Source organism: Halorubrum lipolyticum DSM 21995, assembly GCF_000337375.1.
In the GTDB taxonomy this organism is placed as follows: domain Archaea; phylum Halobacteriota; class Halobacteria; order Halobacteriales; family Haloferacaceae; genus Halorubrum; species Halorubrum lipolyticum.
Map to the genome: position 1 here is coordinate 1 of NZ_AOJG01000013.1, position 17,512 is coordinate 17,512.

The following is a 17,512-nucleotide window of genomic DNA, read 5'->3' on the forward strand; positions in this document are numbered from 1 at the left end:
CTCCCTGTGGTCCTTGCGTCCCCTGCGCCCGCCTCACCGACTGCCCCTTTGAGTCCCACCCGTCCGCAACCGCACAGCACCTCACGCCTCCCCAGCCTCGTCAGTCGCCTCCGCTCCGCTGCGGCGACTGACTCCCTCGCGCGTGCTCCTCGCGGCCGCCAGAGGCGGCCACTCGGAGGCGCGCGCCACCGGGGTCGCACCGTCTTATTACGATCTATTTATAAACGGAATCGTCTCCTCTGCTCTCGCTCACGGGAATTCACATCGGCGCCGCCGCTACGCGACTGATAAACGGGAAAACTGCGGGGGCGCTCGGCGAGGCGTTACTCGTCGGCGTCGACCGCGACTTCGTCGGCGTCGACGTCGACGGCGGTCTCCTCTTCGGCGGCGACCTCGGACGGCCGCGCCTCGAGCGTCAGCTTCTGGACCTCGACGCGGCGGAGCGGGTAGATCAGCTTCGCCTCGCCGTAGATGGCCGACGAGAGGTTCCCGTCGACGATGGCGTCGACGAACGCTTCGAAGGTGCGCTCCTCGGCGGCCGCGTGGACCTTGTCGATCATGACGCGGCGGATGGCCTTCTCCTGCGAGCGGTCGGCCTTCTTCGTCGTCAGCGCGACGGGCTGGACGCGGATGCGGTAGTCGTCCGTCGTCAGCACCGTGATCGACGCCTCGACCTTCGAGGCGCCGCGGCGGACGAGCGAGCGCAGGTAGTCCCGCGTGAGCTCGTACTTGATGAACTCGGTGTAGGCCGTGTCGCTGCCCACGTCGGTGATCTTGAACGTGAGCTTCGTGTTGTTCGCGCCGGAGTCGCCGGTCAGCTCGCCCAGCGTCGTCGTGATCGTGCGGCCGACGACCTGGTCGGGCTCCTCGGCGAGCGTCTCGCCGAGCTCCTGCCGGTCGAACTGTTCGGGCGCCAGCACGGTGTACCAGCGCTTCTGTTCTCTGCTCTTGGATACGGATCGTTCGCTCATGTGTTGGTGTCGGTGTCGCCGTTGGTGTCGGAGCGGCGCCCTCCGTCGTCGGCCGCGAGGTGGTCCCTCGCGCGCTCGACGAGTCGGTCCGCGACGCGTAGGTTCACGACGTGATCGTCCACGGTCGACCGCAGCCCGCCGGTCGTCGGCCGCTCGACGACACACTCGATCGCGTCGCCGTCGATGCGGGTGGTCATCGAGTCGGTCTCATCTGGGGCGAGCGCGGCGGCGACGAGGCCGGCGTCGGCGTGGGTCGTCCGGACGGTCGCCGTCCGGGTCGACGCCTCGCTCCGAGCGGGCTCCCCGCCTCGGGCGGATTTCTCGCTCATAACGCCTCCCTGAGCGCGGCGAGCGCGCTCGTGATGTCGCCGTCGGTCGCTTCGCTCTCTGTGACCGCGATCCCGCCGCGGTCGGCGGTCCCCCAGCCGTCGCCGTCGAACTCGGTCGCGACCGACCGGCAGGCGTCGCCGAGCCCGAGGGGTTCGGTGGCAGCCGCGGCAAGCCGACCGGTCGACTCGTCGACCGCGACGGCCACCGGCTCCGGCGACCGGAAGTCCCGGACGAGCCGGGCGATCGTCGGGAGGACGGCGGTCGCGTCGCGCTCGGCGTCGCCGTTCTCGGAGCCGCCTCCGTCTTCGGAGCCGTCCCCCGCGAGGTCGACCCGCGCGACGACGCAGCCGTCGTACCGGCCGATCGTCGCGGCGTCGAGCGCGCGGTGCGCGGCGAGCCCGTGGGTCCGCCACGCGTCGAGCGCGGCGGTCCGAAGCCCGTCGCTCGGGTCGGCGGCGAGCGCCAGCGCGACCCCCGTTCCGGGGGCCTCGCGGGCGAGCGCGTCGAGCGCGTCGGCGTAGCCGCCGACCGTCTCGAACGGGGCCGCGTCCCCGACCGTTTCGTACGGCCGGAGCGCGCGCTCGACCGCCGAGGCGGCCCGCGTACTCGCGCCCTCGGCGTCCGCGACGTCGACGGCGACCAGCGACGCGAGGCGTCGGTGGGCGTCGTCGTCGAGGTCGGCGGGGAGCCCAATGGTCGCGAGCGCGGCGCGCGCAGCCTCGGCGTCGCCGGAGTACGGCGTCCGGACGAGCGTCGAGGCCGCGAGCCCGTCGCCCAGGTCGGCGGTCGGAAGCGCGACGCCTGGCCGTCGGCGGACGCGGTCCGAGCGCTCGGCCGCCTCCAGCGCGTCGCCGGAGCCGTCCGTGCCGGGCACGGAGCCGGCCGCGACGACGCCGGCGAGCGTAACGATCGGATCGGGATCGACGCCGAGCGCGCGCGCTATCGCGAACGCGTCCGCGCTCGCCGGGCGCCCCGTTCCGCTGATCGCGTGCGGGCCGCGGTCCGCGCCGATACTCACCGCGACGGCGTCGTCGCCGGCGTCGGGGACCGGATCGCGGGACACGCGGACCTGGAACGGCGTGCCGACCGCCCGGAGCGCCCGCGCGAGCAGCCCTGCGGCTGCGACCGCGTCGCCGTCGTCGGTCGCGACGAGCCGAACGAACGGCGCGTCCGCGAGGACGTCGGCGAGCGCGTCGGGGGCGGGCGTGGCGGATGTCGCTTCGGTCATTGGGTGGGTGCGGTCGTGGGTCGTGGGTCGATGCGTCGTGCAGCGGTCGTGGGTCGATGCGTCGTGAATCGACGCGTCGCGTCGGTTACTCGTCGGAGTCGCTACCCGTCGGAGTCGTTCTCGGTGTCGTTACTCGTCGTCGAGGAGTTCGGCGGCGTACTCGTGGGTGTACGTGAACTCCTCGTCGATCTCGTCGCCGCGGTAGTAGTTCGCGAGGCGGCGGATCTTCGACTCCGTGTTCTGGAGCGCGCGCTTGTTCTGGTGGTCCTGTCCGTTCTCCGCCATGTGCTCGCGCAGGCGGACGGCCTGGCGCATCAGGTTGTAGAGGTCCTCGGGGAACTCCGGCTCCGCGTCGTGCTCCTCGAGGATCTCGGTGAGCTTCTTGCCGGTGGCCAGCTTCACGTCGGGCACCGGAACGCCCTTGACGCCCTCGTCACGGAGCTTGAGTCCGATGACGCTGGGGTCGTGGCCCTGCTCCGCCAGTTCGACGACGCGGGACTCGATGTCCTCGGCGTCGACGTCGCTCCACTCCGGGTTCTCGTCCGTCGCCGGCTTGTCCGAACCGGACGAACCGCGACGGCGCGTGTGCATTCGTGCCATTGTGTATCTGGTTGGAACGGCACAACCGCAACGTGACCGCGACTCCGCGCGACGCGGCTGACGGACGGCTCGCGGATCGAGCTGTCCGACCGGACGATCCGCGCGAGCGGACGGTCCGACCGCGACGCCGGAGGCGTCGGCGCACTGCTACATTCCCAAGCCGCGGGCGAAAAGACCCCGGCGCGTCGGATCTGCAGCTGTGCTGTTCCCATGTCGAGGGTCGGCGTCGGGGTTCTTAAGCGTGTTCTTGTGGGCTGCGCTGGCGAGCGCGGCGGGATGAACTCGGTGACGCAGGCGGGAGAAGAGACGGAGCGCTGACCGCAGGAGGACACGAGGGTTTACGTAGGTCGTCGATGACCGAGCGTGTGGGAAAGACACATGATCGACGAATCCGACGGCGATCCGATCGATCGGACAGGCGACGAACCACCAGACGGCGCTGCGCCCGACGGCTGTCGGGGCGGCCGGGGTGACGAGCTCGCGACCGACGGTGGGCTCGGCGCCGGGGAGACCGACTCCGAGCCGCGGATCAGCTTCTACGGCGGGAAGTGGGCGAGCACGATCCCCCTCGCCTTCTTCATCGTCTGGGCCATCTTCCAGAGCGGCGTCCTCGGCATCGGCGACACGAACGGGCTGGTGATCGGGGCGCTGATCGGGACGATCCTCGGGATGTTCTTCGCCCGCGGCGACTGGAAGGCGTACGCCGACACGATCTTCGAGGGGATGACCCAGCGGGTCGCCGCGACGGCGATCGTCGCCTGGCTGTGGGCCGGAATGTTTGCCGACACGCTGCAGGTCGGCGGGTTCGTCGAGGGACTCATCTTCGCGGCCGACGCGTTGAACGTCGGCGCGGCGACGTTCCCGGCGGCCGCGTTCGTCCTCTGTGGCCTGCTCGCGACCGGAATCGGGACGGGATACGGCGCCACCATCGCGTTCGTGACCCTCTTTTTCCCGGCCGGCGTGCTGATCGGGGCGAACCCGGTGCTGCTGTTCGCCGCAATCTTATCGGGCGCCGTGTTCGGCGACAACCTCGCGCCCGTCAGCGACACGACGATCGTGAGCGCGGTGACGCAGGACGCCGACATCGGCGGCGTCGTCGCCTCGCGGTTCAAATACGCCATCGCGGCGGCGATCCCCGCGTTTATCGCGTACCTGATCATGGGATCGGTCCTGTCGGGCGCGAGCCTCGAGGGGTCGGCCGCGCTCCGCGAGACGGCGACCGCGCTCGGACTCGTTCACCTGATCTCGATGGGCGTCGTGATCGTGACCGCGGTCGCCGGGCGCCACATCGTCGAGGCGATCTCGTGGGGGCTCATCGTCGCCGTCGCGTTCAACCTCGCGTTCGGCCTCTCCGCGGTGAGCGACATCCTCGTCTTCACCGTGAGCGAGGCCGGGGCGTTCACCGCGCTGCCGTTCGTCGCGGTCGGTGAGACCGCGAGCGTCGGCGGGAGCCTCTACTCGGGCGCGACCGGGTTCTTCCCGCTCATCGTGCTGACGCTTTTGATCGTGTCGATGGCGCAGATCATGATCCGCGGCGGCGGCTTCGCGGCGATCCAGGAGTTCCTGCTCAACTCCGTCGCGACGAACGTCCGGCGCGCCGAGTTGACGATGGTCCTCGGCACGGCGACGATCAACGGGATGATCACGATCAACACCGCCGCGGAGATCGCGATCGCGCCGTACATCGCGCGGATCGGCGAGAAGTTCAACATCAACGGCTACCGGCGCGCGAACATCCTGGACGCCAACACGTCGGCGCTCGGGTACATCTTCCCGTGGGCCGGCGGCGTGTTGGTGGGGTACCAGGTGATGGTCGGTCCCGACGGGCTCGGCGAGCAGTACGGTCCCGAGATGGTGGTCAATCCGATCGAGGTCGTGCCGTACGTGTTCCACGGCTGGTTCCTCGTGATCGTCTTCCTGATCGCCGCGATCACCGGGTTCGGGCGGGAGTACATCCCCGACCGGACCTCAGAGGAGGTGTCGCGCGCATGAGCCGCTTCGACAAGTTCTTCGCCGGGCTGGCGTTCCGAGGGTCGACGCCCGATTACGAGCCCGGCGACGTGATCGAGGTGATGGTGACCGGGACGGAGGGCGGCGAGGCCGTCGCCCGGATCGGCGACTCGACGCTCCGGATCGAGGACGCGCCGGCCGACGCGGTGAACACCCGCGTGCTGGTCGCGGTCGACGCGTGGGACGACGCTGGCCACCGCGGGACCGGAACGTACCGCGAGACGGTCGGCGAGAGCGCGTTCTGATCGGCCCGCGCGACTCCGTTTTTTGGTGTCGCCGATCTGGTCGTTCACGGCGCTCCGGGCACTGACATCGAGACGGGGTCGTCGGAGCGGAACCGCGCGGTCAGACGGAACATACATCAACAATCCGACTGAAGGTGGGTACGAACATGGATGCCCCCGCCGAGGAGGAACGCGTATGACGAACCGGATCGCGCCGGAGCGCGTCGCCGACCACGTGTCGGCGCTCGCCGAGGAGATCGAGTCGGCGATCGTCCTCGACGAGCGGTTCTTGGAGACGGTGTTGACCGCGGTCCTCGCGGACGGCCACGTCCTACTGGAGGACGTTCCGGGGACGGGAAAGACGATCACCGCGGAGAGCATCGCGACGGCGATGGGGCTGAGCTTCAGCCGGATCCAGTTCACGCCGGACCTCCTTCCGGCGGACATCACGGGCAGTAACGTCTACAACGACCACGACGGGAGCTTCGAGTTCCGCAAGGGGCCGGTGTTCGCCAACGTCCTGTTGGCCGACGAGATCAACCGCGCGCCGCCGAAGACGCAGTCGGCGCTGCTGGAGGCGATGCAGGAGCGTCAGGTGACCGTCGACGGGACCACCTACGATCTGCCGACGCCCTTCTTCGTGATCGCGACCCAGAACCCGGTCGAACAGGAGGGGACCTTCGAGCTGCCGGAGGCGCAGCTCGACCGCTTCCTCGTCAAGTCCGCCATCGGCTATCCGGACCGTGACGGCGAGCGCGAGCTGCTGTTCCGCCGGCTCGACCGGTACGCCTCCGCCCCGAGCGTCACGCAGACGATCGACCGGGAGACGGCCGCGGCGCTGCGGACCGCTCCGGAGGCGGTGTCGGTCGACGACGACCTCGTCGACTACGTCGTCGACCTCTCGCGGGCGACCCGGGAGGACGAACGCGTCGACACCGGCGTCTCCCCGCGCGGCACGCAGCGCCTGCTGGAGGCGTCGCGGGCGGCGGCCGCCTTCCGCGGACGCGACTACCTCGTCCCGGACGACATCAAGCGGGTGGCCGAACCGACGCTCGCCCACCGGCTGGTGTTGTCGACGGAGGCACGCGTGAACCGGGTCGCCGAGCGCGCCGTCATCCAAGACGTGCTCGACACCGTCGACGTGCCGCGCGACGCGAGCGCTCCCGAGGCGTAGCGCTCCGGCGGCCCGCGACTCCCGGCGGTCCCGCTACTCCGAGTTGAAGTAGAGCAGCAGCAGCGCCGCGGCGAGGACGAGCAGCGGGACGGCGAGGAACGAGGTCGCGGACGGCGGGCTAAACGAGCGTCCGGCGTGGTGAACGCCCAGCGTGAGGCCGACGAGCACGACGCCGACGCCCGCGCTGGCGACGACGTGAGCGATCTCCGGCGGCTGAACCGCGCGGGTTCGGAGCTCGACCGCCAGCGTGTAGCCGTACTCCAGGAAGTCCCGGGCCAGCAGCGCCGCCGCCATCGCGACGAACCCCGCGAGCGGCATGACGCCGTACACGGTCGCGGCGACGATCGATACCGCGCTCGACAGGAACACGAGGTTTCGGTAGACGAGCCAGTCCCCCGGTCCCCCGGCGATCGACCCCGTATAGACCCGCACCAACGCGAGCGACGCGGCGGTGACGGCGGCGAGGACGGCCACGCCGCCGAGGAGGAGCGCTGGGAGCGCTCCGACCAGTTCGCGGACGAGCAACGGCGACACCGCCGCCGCCAGCAGCTCGGCCTCGACCGCCGGGCGATACGCCGGGACGCCGGCCTGAACCCCCAACGCGACCGCGGCGACGATGCCGGCGGACGAGACCGTCGGTCCGAGAACGCGCTCGGTCCGGTCGTGCCGCCGTCGAGCCCACTCGGCGAAGGCGACGGCGAGTCGGGCCGCGACCAGTGCGCCCATCACGGCGAGCAGCGCGATCAGCGCCGTTTCCGTGGTCACGGCCTCGCCGAACGCGTCGCTCGCCACGAGCAGATCGGCGAGCAGAGGGTCCTGTTCGGCCGGGTCAAGCTTGCCACCGATCAGCTGCAGGAAGCTCAGGACGAGCAGGCCGATCGCCGACGCCGAGACCGCGGTCGAGAGTCGGTCGTCGTTCCCGGTCGATTCGGTCTCGAGGTCGGTTTCGGGGTCCTCTGCGAGTTCGGCGGCGTCCCGCGCGTCGACCGACTCCAGCGGCGTCGTGGCCAGTCGCCCGGCGCCACGGAGGAGGCTGACGGCGAGCGCCGTCACCAGGACCCACGCGAGCAGCGCCGCGAAACTCGTCAGGCTCTGGTCGGCGGCGGCCGCGTCGGCGACGATCCGGTCGAACACGACGCCGAGATCGGTTTCGCCGATCAGTTGGGACACCGCGAAGAGGATCCCCGACGCCGTCGCGAACAGCGCGGCCGCGCGAAGCGACCCGACCAGCGCGGCGCGGACGTTCGCGGTGGTTACGGTTCGCGTCGCGCTTCCGAACAGGAGCGACAGCGCGACGGTGCCCGTGAGCCCGGCGACCGCGCCGGCGGCGAGTGGCGTGCGCCGAGCCGCGAGGGGATCCGCGGCCACGGCCGCGACGTCAACGTGACCGGCGGTCGCCACGGCGATGCCGACACCGACAAGCGGAGCGGTCGCGAGATAGGCGAGGTGGGTGAGCCGCGCTGAGACGGTGCCTGCGGCGAGCAGTCCGACGCCGACCGCGGCGGCGAACGTCGCGGCACCCGCCACGACCGGGGCGATCAGCGCAAGCGGAAGCAGGACGGCGAGCGACCCGACGCCGACGCCGAGAGCGGTCATCGCCCGGGTCGGGTGGCGTCCCGACCTCATACCGCGCCCCCGAATCGGTGTTCCAGCGCGATCCGAAGCGGCTCCGCCGTGTCCCAGTCGAACACCGTCACGCCGTTTCGTCGCAAGTCGTCGAGGCGGAGCGCCCGGTCAGCGAGCAGGATCCGCTGTCCGTCCGTTTCGGCGCGGGGCTGTCGCGGCGAGAGGACGACGACGCTCTTCCCGTGTGCTCGGAGTCGCGTCGCGAGCTCGACGAACTCGTCGTCCGCGACCGGCGAGATGAGCGTGAACTGCGTGTGGTTCGGCGGCATGTCCGCGAGCTCGTCGGCGGTCGCGGTCGGATCCGGGCGATCCGCGCCGGCCCCGTCGAGGCCCTCGAACAGCCGCCGAAGCGAGAGCCGATGCTCGTCGCCGGTCGACGGCCGGATGGCGTTCCGAGTATCCCCGAGCGTTGTCAGGCCGACGCGGTGGTGGGATCCGAGCAGCATCTCGGCCACCATCTCGGCGGCGTAGGTCGCGTACTCGGCGTGCGTGAGGCCGTCGGCGGCGTACGACACGTCCGTGCCCGGACCGCGGTCCACCACGAGCTGAACCGTCGCGGCCCTCGACTCGCGGTAGGTTACGGTCGTGAGGTCTCCGCTTCGAGCGAGTCGGCGCCAGTCGATACGGTTCGCCGGGTCCGTCGAGTGGTACTCGCGCGTCGAGTGGAACTCGACGCCGGCGCCGCCCCGCGTGGTGTCGAGCATCCCCGAAACGAGGCTCGCCCGGTCGTCGAGCGCGTACGTCTCGGGATGGACCCGGCAGTCAATCGTCGTCTCGACCGCGTCGGTGCGGCGAGCGCGTCGCGATCCGCTCAGGTTCCGTGCGATGAGCGTCGCGGGTTCGAACTCGAAGGACCCGCGCCGCGTCCGAACCGCGTACTCGAACGAGGCCGACTCGCCGGGCGCGAGCGAGAGTCCGGCCCGCGGGGAGCCGTCGACGACGGCGAGCGGCCCGGGGACGCCGTCGACAACTCGAAGGTCGGGGACGTTTCGTTCGCCCTCGTTGCTGACCGTGAGCGTGACCGTCACCTTCCTGCCGGGAAGCGGGCGTTCCGTCTCCAGCGCGCGCTCGCAGGCCAGCTCCGGCGGGTTCAACGTCGTCAGCCGATCGTACAGCGCGAAGCCGACCAGCGGCACCGCGAGCAGGAGCGTCGCGCCGGTCCCGGTCGCCGCACCGACCGCCACCGCGAACAGCCCGACGACCGCGATCCCCTCCGTTCGTCGACTCGTCTCGACGAGCCACTCGTCGGTCATCGCGCCTCCACCTCCCGGTCGGTGGACGCGGCGTCGGCCTCCCCACCGTCCCGTTCGCGTTCCGCGTTCCCGACGCCGTGTAGTTCGCGGGAGAGCCGCTCCAGCTCGCCGGTGGCCGCACGCACGCGACGCTCGAACGTCGCCTCCGGGCGAAGCCACGCGCGGAACCGCTCGGCGGCCGTGGAGTCGGGAGCCGTCGCGAACAGCAGGGCGGCGTCGCGGTCGTCGGTCCACGCGCCCGATTCGAGGAGCTCGCGAGCGTCGGCCTCCGAACAGCCTTCGAGGCGTGCCAGCGTCGCCGCGAGCGTCTCCGTGAGTCCCGGCTCGGACGCGGGCTCGGGGACGGTCGCACCCCGGCGGTAGAGGTCGTGCTCGGCGACGGCCGCGTCGAAGTCGACCCCCGATATCGGCACCGTGCGATCGCTCTCGTCACGGGGAGCAACCGACACCGGGTCGCGCGGTAGCGCTCGAATCGACACGCGACCGAGAGCGCCCAACAGGAGCGCGACGGCGGCGGCCGCGAGCAGACCCGTCTCGGCGATATCGGCGACGTCGACGGCCGTTACGGGGTCGAGGACCTCCGGGGGAAGCACGCCGGGCGCGAGCGCGAGCACGCCGGCGGCGGCGAGCACGAGGGCCCCGAGGGCGGCGCTCACGGCTCGGATCACTCGTCACCACCCCGCGCCGACCGGAGCGAGTGCTCGGCGTCGGCCACCGTCTCGGCGTCGTCTTGGGAGGGCTCGCGGTGGGCGTAGCGGAGCGACCTGAACGCCTCCAGCACGCGGTCGACGTGTCCTTGGGGGAGCCCGAGCGCGGTCGCGCGGTCGGCGATCTCGCGGGGCGTCATCGAGCCGCCGGGCCGCACGACGCCGACCAGCCAGTTCCACGCGCGTGTCACGACGACTCGCGGGTCGATCCGCGGTTCCTCTCCCTCCGCACCGTCCACAGCGGGTGTCCCAGCGGCCGAACGGGCGGAGCCGGCTTCGTCGGGTTCCGACCCTCCGACGCGACGGAGGCGCCGCCACCACGTCCGGGGACCGACCGCGAGCCACCGCGCGAACGCGGCGACGCGTCTCGCGACTCCGCGAGCGCGCGTCGCGAGGCCGGCGGCCGTGGCCGCCAGGAACCGCGGCAGATCGACGGCCGCTCGATGAGCGGCGGACGCGAGCGCGGCGAGCATCGATCGGACGGTCGACGCCGTGCCGCGTCCGCCGCGGGCGAGCAGCGCCCCTATCCACACCGCTGCGCGGATGACCGCGGAGACGGTCCGGCGCGGAACCCGCGAAAGCCGCTCGACCGCGACACGGAGGATACCGGTCGCCTGTCGTCCCGCGGACCGGGGGTCAGTCCATCGAGCCGCGGCCCCCGCGGTACCGAGCGCGAGACCGGCGATGGCGGCCCAGACGCGGACGAGCCCGATCGCACCGTCCGCGGCGGCGTCGCCGCGTTCGACGACGTATCCCAACTCGGACTGCGGGACTACCGGGACGGCGACCGCCGCGGTTCCGTTCGCGTCCGTCGTCGTCTCGCCCGCGCCGGTCGTGACGGTGGCGTCCTCGACGGGCTCGCCGCCGGCGGTCGCCGTGAGCGTCACCGACCGGCCCGGGAGCGGAAGCCCGCCGGTCGCCACGTCGAGGTCCGTGTTCACGTCGAACGTGTCGGCGCCGCGCACCGCTCCGCGCGTCGCCGCCACGTCGACCGTCTCCTCGTAGCCGACCGGGACCGTCGCCGTGCCGTTGCCGTCGGTCTCCGCGACGGCCGCCTCGTCGACGAGTACGTCCAGCCCCTCGACGGGACGGTCGTCGACGAGGACCTCGACGGCCAGATCCCCACCGACCGCCGGCTCGTTCAGTGCGGTGATGGCGGCGTCGGTCGCGACCGGTGCGGTTGCCTCGCCGCTCGCGTCGCCGCGTTCGACCTCGATGCGAACCTCCTCGGCGTACGGAACGGGAACCGTCGCGACCCCGTTTCCGTCGGTCGTCGTCTCCGTCTCTCCGGCGGTCACAGTCGCGTTCGGGACCGGCGACCCGTCGATGGTCGCCGTCACGTCGACCTCGTCACCCGGATGCAGGGGCGTCTCCGCGAACGTCACGTCGATGGCGGTGTTCAGCGAGATACCGGCGTCCGGATCCGACTGCTCGAGCCGAACGAGTCCGGCGGACGCCCCCGAGGCGAACACGCGCTCCGTCGTCTCAACGGACGAGGCGTCGTCTCCACCCTCGCCGTGGCGAACGGTGAACACCGTCCCCGTCGGGAGCTCGGAGATCGGGCCGCCGATCTCCACCTGGTCCGGCGAATTCGTACTCCCGATGGTGTTCCCGCTGTCGTCGAACACGCCGTCGCCTTCCGTTTCCTCACCTTCTTCGCCGTCGCTCTCCTCTCCGTCACCCTCCATTCCCTCGCCTTCTTCGCCGTCGGCCTCTTCCCCATCGCTCTCCTCTCCGTCGGCGTCCTCGGTATCCTCGCCGTCGTCGTCCGCGCTGTCTTCGGTTTCGTCCTCGCTCGGATCGCCGGGCGCGGTGTACTCCTCGACGGTCACCTCGAGGTTCTCCGCGTACGGCAGCGTTCCGGTGGCGTTGCCGTCCGCGTCGGTCCGTCCGACCACGTCGCCGTTGTAGCTGACGCGGTGGTCGACCAGCGGGGACCCGCCCCGCGTGACGCGAACCGTTCCCTCCGTACCGGGGGTGGGGTCGGAGAGCAGTTCGACGTCGGCGTCGACGGTCTCCCAGTCGTCGTCTCCGTCCTCGGTGGACAGGAGATTCGTCCCGACGGCGTACCGCGCGTTCGCCTCGACGGCGTCGTCCGTGGCCGTCGCGTCGCCGTCGTTCGCGCGCACGTCCTCGCGTTCGGGCGGCGTCGGGTCCAAGGTCACCCAGCCGACGCCGTCGATGTACACCTCGACCCAGGCGTGGGCCCGGTCAGCGGTGACCTCCTCGACGCCGTCCTCGATCGATGCGCGAGCGTATCCCGTCGCGTAGCGCGCGGGGATGCCCTGCGTGCGCAGCATCTCCGTCATCGACGCCGCGAAGTACACGCAGTACCCCGACTCCATCTCGAAGAGGAACTCGTCGACGACGTCGTCGCCCGGCTCGGGGGTGTCAAGCGAGTACCCGCGCTCGTTTTTGAGCCAGTGGTCGATCGCGACGGCCTTCCCGTAGGGGGTCGACTGTCCGGCGACGATCTCGTCGGTCAGCTCGTGGACCCGATCCGGCGTCTCCTCGCGCGGCGTGCCGTACCGCTCGACGACGTCGGGGTCGTAGTCGTCGCCGGCGCGCTCGAGCTCCTCGTAGCTCCACTCGGGAACGTCGCTGGTGACGGTGAACTCCGTGCCCGCGTCCATTCGAGCGGTCCGATCGAAGGAGCTGTCGCCGTACACGACGACGTCGTCGAGCCCCCCGACGGCGACCGGCTGGTAGGGGGCCGGAACGATGCTCATCGGCGTCTCGGCGGTGACGCGGTATCGCCGTCGGTCCGCGGCGCCGTCGTGCTCGTACGGCGGGTCGTACGCCGACGCGCTCGTCGACCGCTCCCAGCCGGTTCCCGTGTAGGTGTCGTACGTGGCGGCGCGCCAGTACGGCGTTTTGAGGGCGCCGTACCGGAGCATGCCCGTGTCGTCGCCCGGCGCGTTCGCGCCGTCCGCGCCGCCCGACTCCGTCGCGCCCTCCGCGCCGCCCGGCGTGTACGGGTCCGCGTCGGAGCCGAGCCGCTCGGCGTCGTCCGCGTCGAAGCGCTCGCCGTCGAACGGACCGCCGTCCTCCCCTCCCTCGCCGCCATCGGGTCGGTCCCCGGGCGGCTCGTCTCCCTCGGCCTCGTCGAGCGTGGATTCGATCGACTCCGCGACGCCGGAGCCCCCGCCCGTCGCGGACTCCGTCGGACTCCCCAGGTCCGGTTGGATCAGCGGCGCGGCCAGCGCGACCGACGTGAGGCAGAGCGCGGCGATCATCACCGCCGCGACGCGCGAACTCATCGGGAATCGACCGTCGCGTCGAACGCAGGAGTGTCGTCGCGTGCTGTCGCCGCTTCGGGGATTGTGGGTGTGACTACCATCGATACAGTTCGGATTAGATGACTGTCATTCTCCGCGATATATAACTGTTACAGACTACTCCCCTCCTCACGGAGCGACGGAGCGAACACCGTGACCGAGTACCGTTACCGATGACGAAGTGTTCGCCCACGTATCAGAAATGTGATTTTTCAGCGGGCGCGGTAGACGGGGGACGGCCGTGCGCTGCTCCGAGGCAACCAGACCCGCGACTCCTGAGACCGGATCCCGCGTCTCGGCGGGTGTCTGTGCGTGACGGCCCACACGCCTCGTACCGGGTTGCTTTTTACCGCTACCCTCCAACTGCCGTCCGTGCTATCGGTGGAGCTACACGCGCACTCCGCGCTGTCCTACGACGGGCGCGACCCGGTCGACCTCCTCTTGGAGCAGGCGGCCGGAGTCGGGCTCGACGCGCTCGCCGTCACGGACCACGACGAGATCGACGCCAGCATCGAGGCGGCCGAGAAGGCCCCCGACTACGGGCTCGTCGGCATCGTCGGCATGGAGGTGACGAGCGCGGCGGGCCATATCCTCGCGTTCGGCATCGGCGAGCGCGTCGAGAGCGGACTCCCCTACGACGAGACGCTCGATCGGATCCGCGACCAGGGCGGGATCGCGGTCGTTCCCCACCCCTTCCAGAAGTCCCGCCACGGCGTCGCCGCCCACATCACCGACGAGCAGCTGGCGAGCGCCGACGCCCTCGAGGTGTACAACTCCCGGCTGTTCACCGGGCGCTCGAACCGGCAGGCCGAGAAGTTCGCGATCCGGAACCGGCTCCCGATGACTGCCGGCAGCGACGCGCACATCTCGGAGATGGTCGGACAGGCCGTGACCGAGGTCGGCGCCGACGAGCGCTCGGCCGGGGCGATCCTCGACGGCATCGCCGACGGCCGGACCAGCGTCGTCGGGAAACGGACCCCGTGGCGCGTCTCGCTCCGGCAGTTCGGCGGCGGCGCCAAGCGCCGCGCGCTCCGGGCGCTGAACGCGCTCCGCTGATCGCGATGTCGGCCCCTCGCTCTTCCCCCGACCTGCGCGGCGCGCCGCCCGAGCGCGTCCGCGACGCCCTCCGCGCCGGAGACCCCTTCCCCGGCGGGCGCGGGTTCGCCGGACTGCTCCGCGAGCCGCCGAACCGCGAGGGACCGGTCCTCGTCCGGGACGTGCTCGGCCGCCAGCCGCTGTTCGTCGAGCGCGGTGCCGCCGATTCGTCGTCTGGCGGGAACTCGGCATCCGGAGGCGACCCCACCAATCCGGACGCGTGGAGCTTCGACCGGACCGACCTCGACGACCCGGAACCCGTCCCGGCCGGCGCGATCGCCTCGAGCGCGGGGACCGAGCGCGTCTGGTCGCTCCCGGACGACGGGCCGGTCGATCCGGAGTCCGGACAAGCCGCGGTCGACGAGGCGCTCGACGCCGCGCTCGGCGGTCTCGAAACGGAGACGAGCGAGAGCGACCTCGCGGTCGCCTTCTCCGGCGGCGTCGACTCCGGGGTCGTCGCCGCCGCGGTCCCGGACGCCCCGTGTTACGTCGCCGGCTTCGAGGGGTGTCACGACGTCGCGGCCGCCCGCGAGGCCGCCGCGGCGATGGAACTCGACCTCCGCGTGGTCAAGGTCACACACGACGACCTCGTGCGCGCGGTCCGCGAGGTCGCCGCGGCGACCGGCCGCCGAAATCCGATGGACGTCGCGATCGCGGTCCCGCTGTACCTCGCGGCGGAGGCGGCCGCGGCCGACGGCGTCCGCCGGCTCGCGGTGGGGCAGGGCGCCGACGAGCTGTTCGGGGGCTACAGCAAGGTGGCCGACCCCGTCGGCGACGACCGCGTGGCGGCGGAGACGGTGCGGGGCGCGCGGACCGAGACCGTCCGAACGCTCCCGGACCAGCTCGAACGCGACGTGCTCGCGCTCCGCGCCGCCGGGGTCGAGCCGATCGCGCCCCTGCTCGACGACCGGATCGTCGCGGCCGCGCTCGCGCTGCCGGGCGAACTGCTCGCGAGCGACGGCGAGCGCAAGGTCGCGCTCCGGCGGGCGGCGACCGGTCGGGTGCCGGAGTCGGTCCGGACGGCCGACAAGAAGGCGGTCCAGTACGGGACGTACGTCTCCCGGGAGCTCGACCGGCTCGCGCGGCGAGCGGGGTTCAAGCGGCGCATGGACGACCACGTCGGGCAGTATCTCGACGCGCTGCTGGCGACAACATAGCGGGGACCGAGCGTCGCGAAAAACGGCCCGTGAGGGCCGATTCTGACCAAGCCGCCGTATGGAGTACCAGTCCTACGGCCGACGCCCGATCGATCGGGCGTCTACTGACGGATAACGGGGACCGATATAAAATTCAGGGAGTAGTGACAAATATGACAACAGCGACCCGCGAATGAATGACGTTCGGCCACAAATCTCGGGGATTCGACCCGAACGATCTGATCGGAACCGCACAGACGCGGCGGAACCGCCCATCCATCCGACCGGTGACCGGGTCGGGAGGCGAGGGGGCGAACGGTGCGGACCGCCGCGACGGGCGATGCGGCCCGGGCCTCGCAGCGCGCGGTGCCTCACCTAACGAGGTACGGGTCGCTGCCGGCGATGAAGCGGCCGAGGTCGCTCTCGCGGCGGAAGTCCGTCGATCGGAGCTCGCGGAGCGCCGCGGCGAGCCGGTCGCCGTCGCCGTCGGTCCACTCGGCGGGGTCTTTGATCGGGAGGACGAGCCACCCGGAGCCGAGCAGCTCCTCGGCGTGGAGCGCGTCCATGTCGATCTCGGTCTTGTGCGCCCGCGCGGTGTACTGCCGGAGGACGTGGTCGGTCGCGCGGGCGCCGACCGGGAGGAGGACGTGAGCGGCGATCGCTCGGAGCTCCGCGTCGAAGAACCGCTCCATGTCGTCGTACGACGCCTCGTCCGGGACGCCGTCGGGAACGCACATGTGGAGGAACGAGAGGAAGGTCCGATCGACGGCGATCGGGTCGACGGTCTCGGCGTTGCCCGCCGAGTCGTCGTCCGCCGAGTCGTCGCCCGCCGGGCGGTCATCCGGTACCGGTCCCTCGTCGAACCCCGCGATAAGGCCGCCCTCGGCCAGTGCGGAGAGGAACGCGGCCGACCACGGCTCACCGGTGAACGGGACGCCGGCGTCGACGCCGCCGTGGACCCCGGGGTGGTCGCCGATCACGTGGAAGTCGGCGTTGGCGTCGCCGTAACCGGGGACGAACGACTCGCAGTCCGGGCGCATCCCGAACGGGTTCCGCGTCCTGTCCGTGACGTTCTGCACGCCGCGTGATAGGCGACGGACCGGTTATATCCCGTTCGGTCCGCGACGGTCGGTGCGTCGAGGACGCCCGGAGCGCCGTGAAGCCCGACAACGAGGCGCACGGGGCTCGACGACGGCCCAACGCGAAGCGCACGAGCCACGGTGGATTCTCATAAGTTATGGAAACGAGCCGCGTTCGCCCCGCCGTCGATATCCCGGGATCAGCGACACGGCGAGAATAGTTAATGAAAAATAAGTTATAACCGAAAAACGCATGACTGCGTCGAGGTCCGTTCGAACTCGCTCCCGAAAAGTATTTATATACACCTCCGCACCGGTCGCTCGAAGACCCATGTTCGACCGCATCCGCACGGCGGCCCTCTTCGGGCTGCACCAGGCGACCGTCGCCGTCGGGATCTCGCTGTTCCCGGTGGCCGTCTTCGCCCGCAAGCAACTCGGTATCAACGTCCCCATCGGCCGGCTCGTCGAGACCACCGGCGAGGTGTACGAGGCCACCGAGGAGTGAACGCGCCGTCGTCGTGACCGTCCGTTTTCGAGAGTGTCCCGTTCTCAGGAACGCCCCCTCCTCAAGAGTCCTTATCGAGGCGCTCGCAGGCACGCGCCACCGCAAGAAGACGAGAAGACGAGAAGACGAGACAGGGCCCTGACGACCGGCTCGTGTGAGTTCGAAGGGCCGTCGGGGCGGAGGCGAGAACACCGGTCCGGCGTCGGTTCGGGCGCCGGCTCATTTATAAGCGGTGTCGAGGGAGGTCCGCGACCAATAGACCCGTCGGAACCGGCGGTCGGTCCCCGAAGGGTTGC

General features: G+C 71.1%; 15 protein-coding genes. 6 read left to right on the plus strand and 9 right to left on the minus strand.

All coding sequences use genetic code 11. The annotated features are described in order from the left end of the window. Window positions 1-323 precede the first annotated feature (323 nt). From C469_RS05590 to C469_RS05605, 4 genes are all read right to left on the minus strand, one after another. Window positions 324-971 (minus strand): 30S ribosomal protein S3ae, encoded by a 648-nt coding sequence (locus C469_RS05590; protein WP_008004616.1) that lies wholly within the window; start codon window positions 969-971, stop codon window positions 324-326. Beyond that, a complete protein-coding gene (locus tag C469_RS05595; protein ID WP_008004619.1) occupies window positions 968-1,300 on the minus strand; it encodes a KEOPS complex subunit Pcc1 in 333 nt (110 codons plus the stop codon). Before C469_RS05595 ends, C469_RS05590 begins: the two co-directional genes overlap by 4 nt. Continuing rightward, window positions 1,297-2,529 carry a hypothetical protein gene (locus C469_RS05600; RefSeq protein ID WP_008004621.1) on the minus strand — a complete coding sequence of 411 codons (1,233 nt, stop codon included), beginning with the start codon at window positions 2,527-2,529 and terminating at the stop codon, window positions 1,297-1,299. Before C469_RS05600 ends, C469_RS05595 begins: the two co-directional genes overlap by 4 nt. Window positions 2,530-2,658: 129 nt before the next feature. Next, window positions 2,659-3,129 carry a 30S ribosomal protein S15 gene (locus C469_RS05605; protein ID WP_008004624.1) on the minus strand — a complete coding sequence of 157 codons (471 nt, stop codon included), beginning with the start codon at window positions 3,127-3,129 and terminating at the stop codon, window positions 2,659-2,661. 378 nt (window positions 3,130-3,507) lie between these two features. Here C469_RS05605 and C469_RS05610 point away from each other — a divergent pair, with 378 nt between their 5' ends. The 3 genes from C469_RS05610 to C469_RS05620 all read left to right on the plus strand — a co-directional run bounded on the left by C469_RS05610 (window position 3,508) and on the right by C469_RS05620 (window position 6,537). Then, window positions 3,508-5,121 (plus strand): Na+/H+ antiporter NhaC family protein, encoded by a 1,614-nt coding sequence (locus tag C469_RS05610; protein ID WP_008004626.1) that lies wholly within the window; start codon window positions 3,508-3,510, stop codon window positions 5,119-5,121. Further along, complete coding sequence (locus C469_RS05615) at window positions 5,118-5,384, plus strand: DUF7513 family protein (RefSeq protein ID WP_008004627.1); 267 nt, start codon at window positions 5,118-5,120, stop codon at window positions 5,382-5,384. The genes C469_RS05610 and C469_RS05615 overlap by 4 nt, the downstream gene beginning before the upstream one ends. 175 nt (window positions 5,385-5,559) lie before the next feature. Continuing rightward, window positions 5,560-6,537 (plus strand): AAA family ATPase, encoded by a 978-nt coding sequence (locus C469_RS05620; protein ID WP_008004629.1) that lies wholly within the window; start codon window positions 5,560-5,562, stop codon window positions 6,535-6,537. Between the two features lie 33 nt (window positions 6,538-6,570). Here the strand turns inward: C469_RS05620 and C469_RS05625 are convergent, their stop codons facing one another. Genes C469_RS05625 through C469_RS05640 form a run of 4 tightly spaced genes read right to left on the minus strand, consistent with a single transcriptional unit; the run spans window position 6,571 to window position 13,383 of the window. Continuing rightward, a complete protein-coding gene (locus tag C469_RS05625; protein WP_241429984.1) occupies window positions 6,571-8,163 on the minus strand; it encodes a hypothetical protein in 1,593 nt (530 codons plus the stop codon). Then, window positions 8,160-9,416, minus strand: coding sequence for a DUF58 domain-containing protein (locus C469_RS05630; RefSeq protein ID WP_008004632.1), 1,257 nt, complete (start codon window positions 9,414-9,416; stop codon window positions 8,160-8,162). Before C469_RS05630 ends, C469_RS05625 begins: the two co-directional genes overlap by 4 nt. Continuing rightward, window positions 9,413-10,072 carry a DUF7269 family protein gene (locus C469_RS05635; protein ID WP_241429985.1) on the minus strand — a complete coding sequence of 220 codons (660 nt, stop codon included), beginning with the start codon at window positions 10,070-10,072 and terminating at the stop codon, window positions 9,413-9,415. The genes C469_RS05630 and C469_RS05635 overlap by 4 nt, the downstream gene beginning before the upstream one ends. A gap of 8 nt (window positions 10,073-10,080) precedes the next feature. Further along, window positions 10,081-13,383: a transglutaminaseTgpA domain-containing protein gene (locus C469_RS05640; protein WP_008004636.1), complete on the minus strand. Its 3,303-nt coding sequence runs from the start codon at window positions 13,381-13,383 to the stop codon at window positions 10,081-10,083. A gap of 390 nt (window positions 13,384-13,773) precedes the next feature. Between C469_RS05640 and C469_RS05645 the strand changes: the two genes are divergently transcribed. Further along, entirely contained in the window at window positions 13,774-14,457 is a 684-nt protein-coding gene (locus C469_RS05645) for a PHP domain-containing protein (RefSeq protein ID WP_008004637.1), read from the plus strand. A 5-nt stretch (window positions 14,458-14,462) separates the two neighbouring features. Further along, window positions 14,463-15,653, plus strand: a complete 1,191-nt coding sequence (locus C469_RS05650) for an asparagine synthase C-terminal domain-containing protein (RefSeq protein WP_008004638.1) — start codon at window positions 14,463-14,465, stop codon at window positions 15,651-15,653. Between the two features lie 350 nt (window positions 15,654-16,003). Here the strand turns inward: C469_RS05650 and C469_RS05655 are convergent, their stop codons facing one another. Continuing rightward, window positions 16,004-16,711: a uracil-DNA glycosylase family protein gene (locus C469_RS05655; protein WP_008004639.1), complete on the minus strand. Its 708-nt coding sequence runs from the start codon at window positions 16,709-16,711 to the stop codon at window positions 16,004-16,006. A gap of 331 nt (window positions 16,712-17,042) precedes the next feature. On the opposite strand from C469_RS05655, the gene C469_RS17140 reads away from it, so the two are divergent. Continuing rightward, the gene (locus C469_RS17140) at window positions 17,043-17,216 is read left to right on the plus strand and encodes a hypothetical protein (protein ID WP_008004640.1); all 174 of its coding nucleotides are present in this window, start codon (window positions 17,043-17,045) and stop codon (window positions 17,214-17,216) included. The last annotated feature ends 296 nt before the right edge of the window (window positions 17,217-17,512 follow it).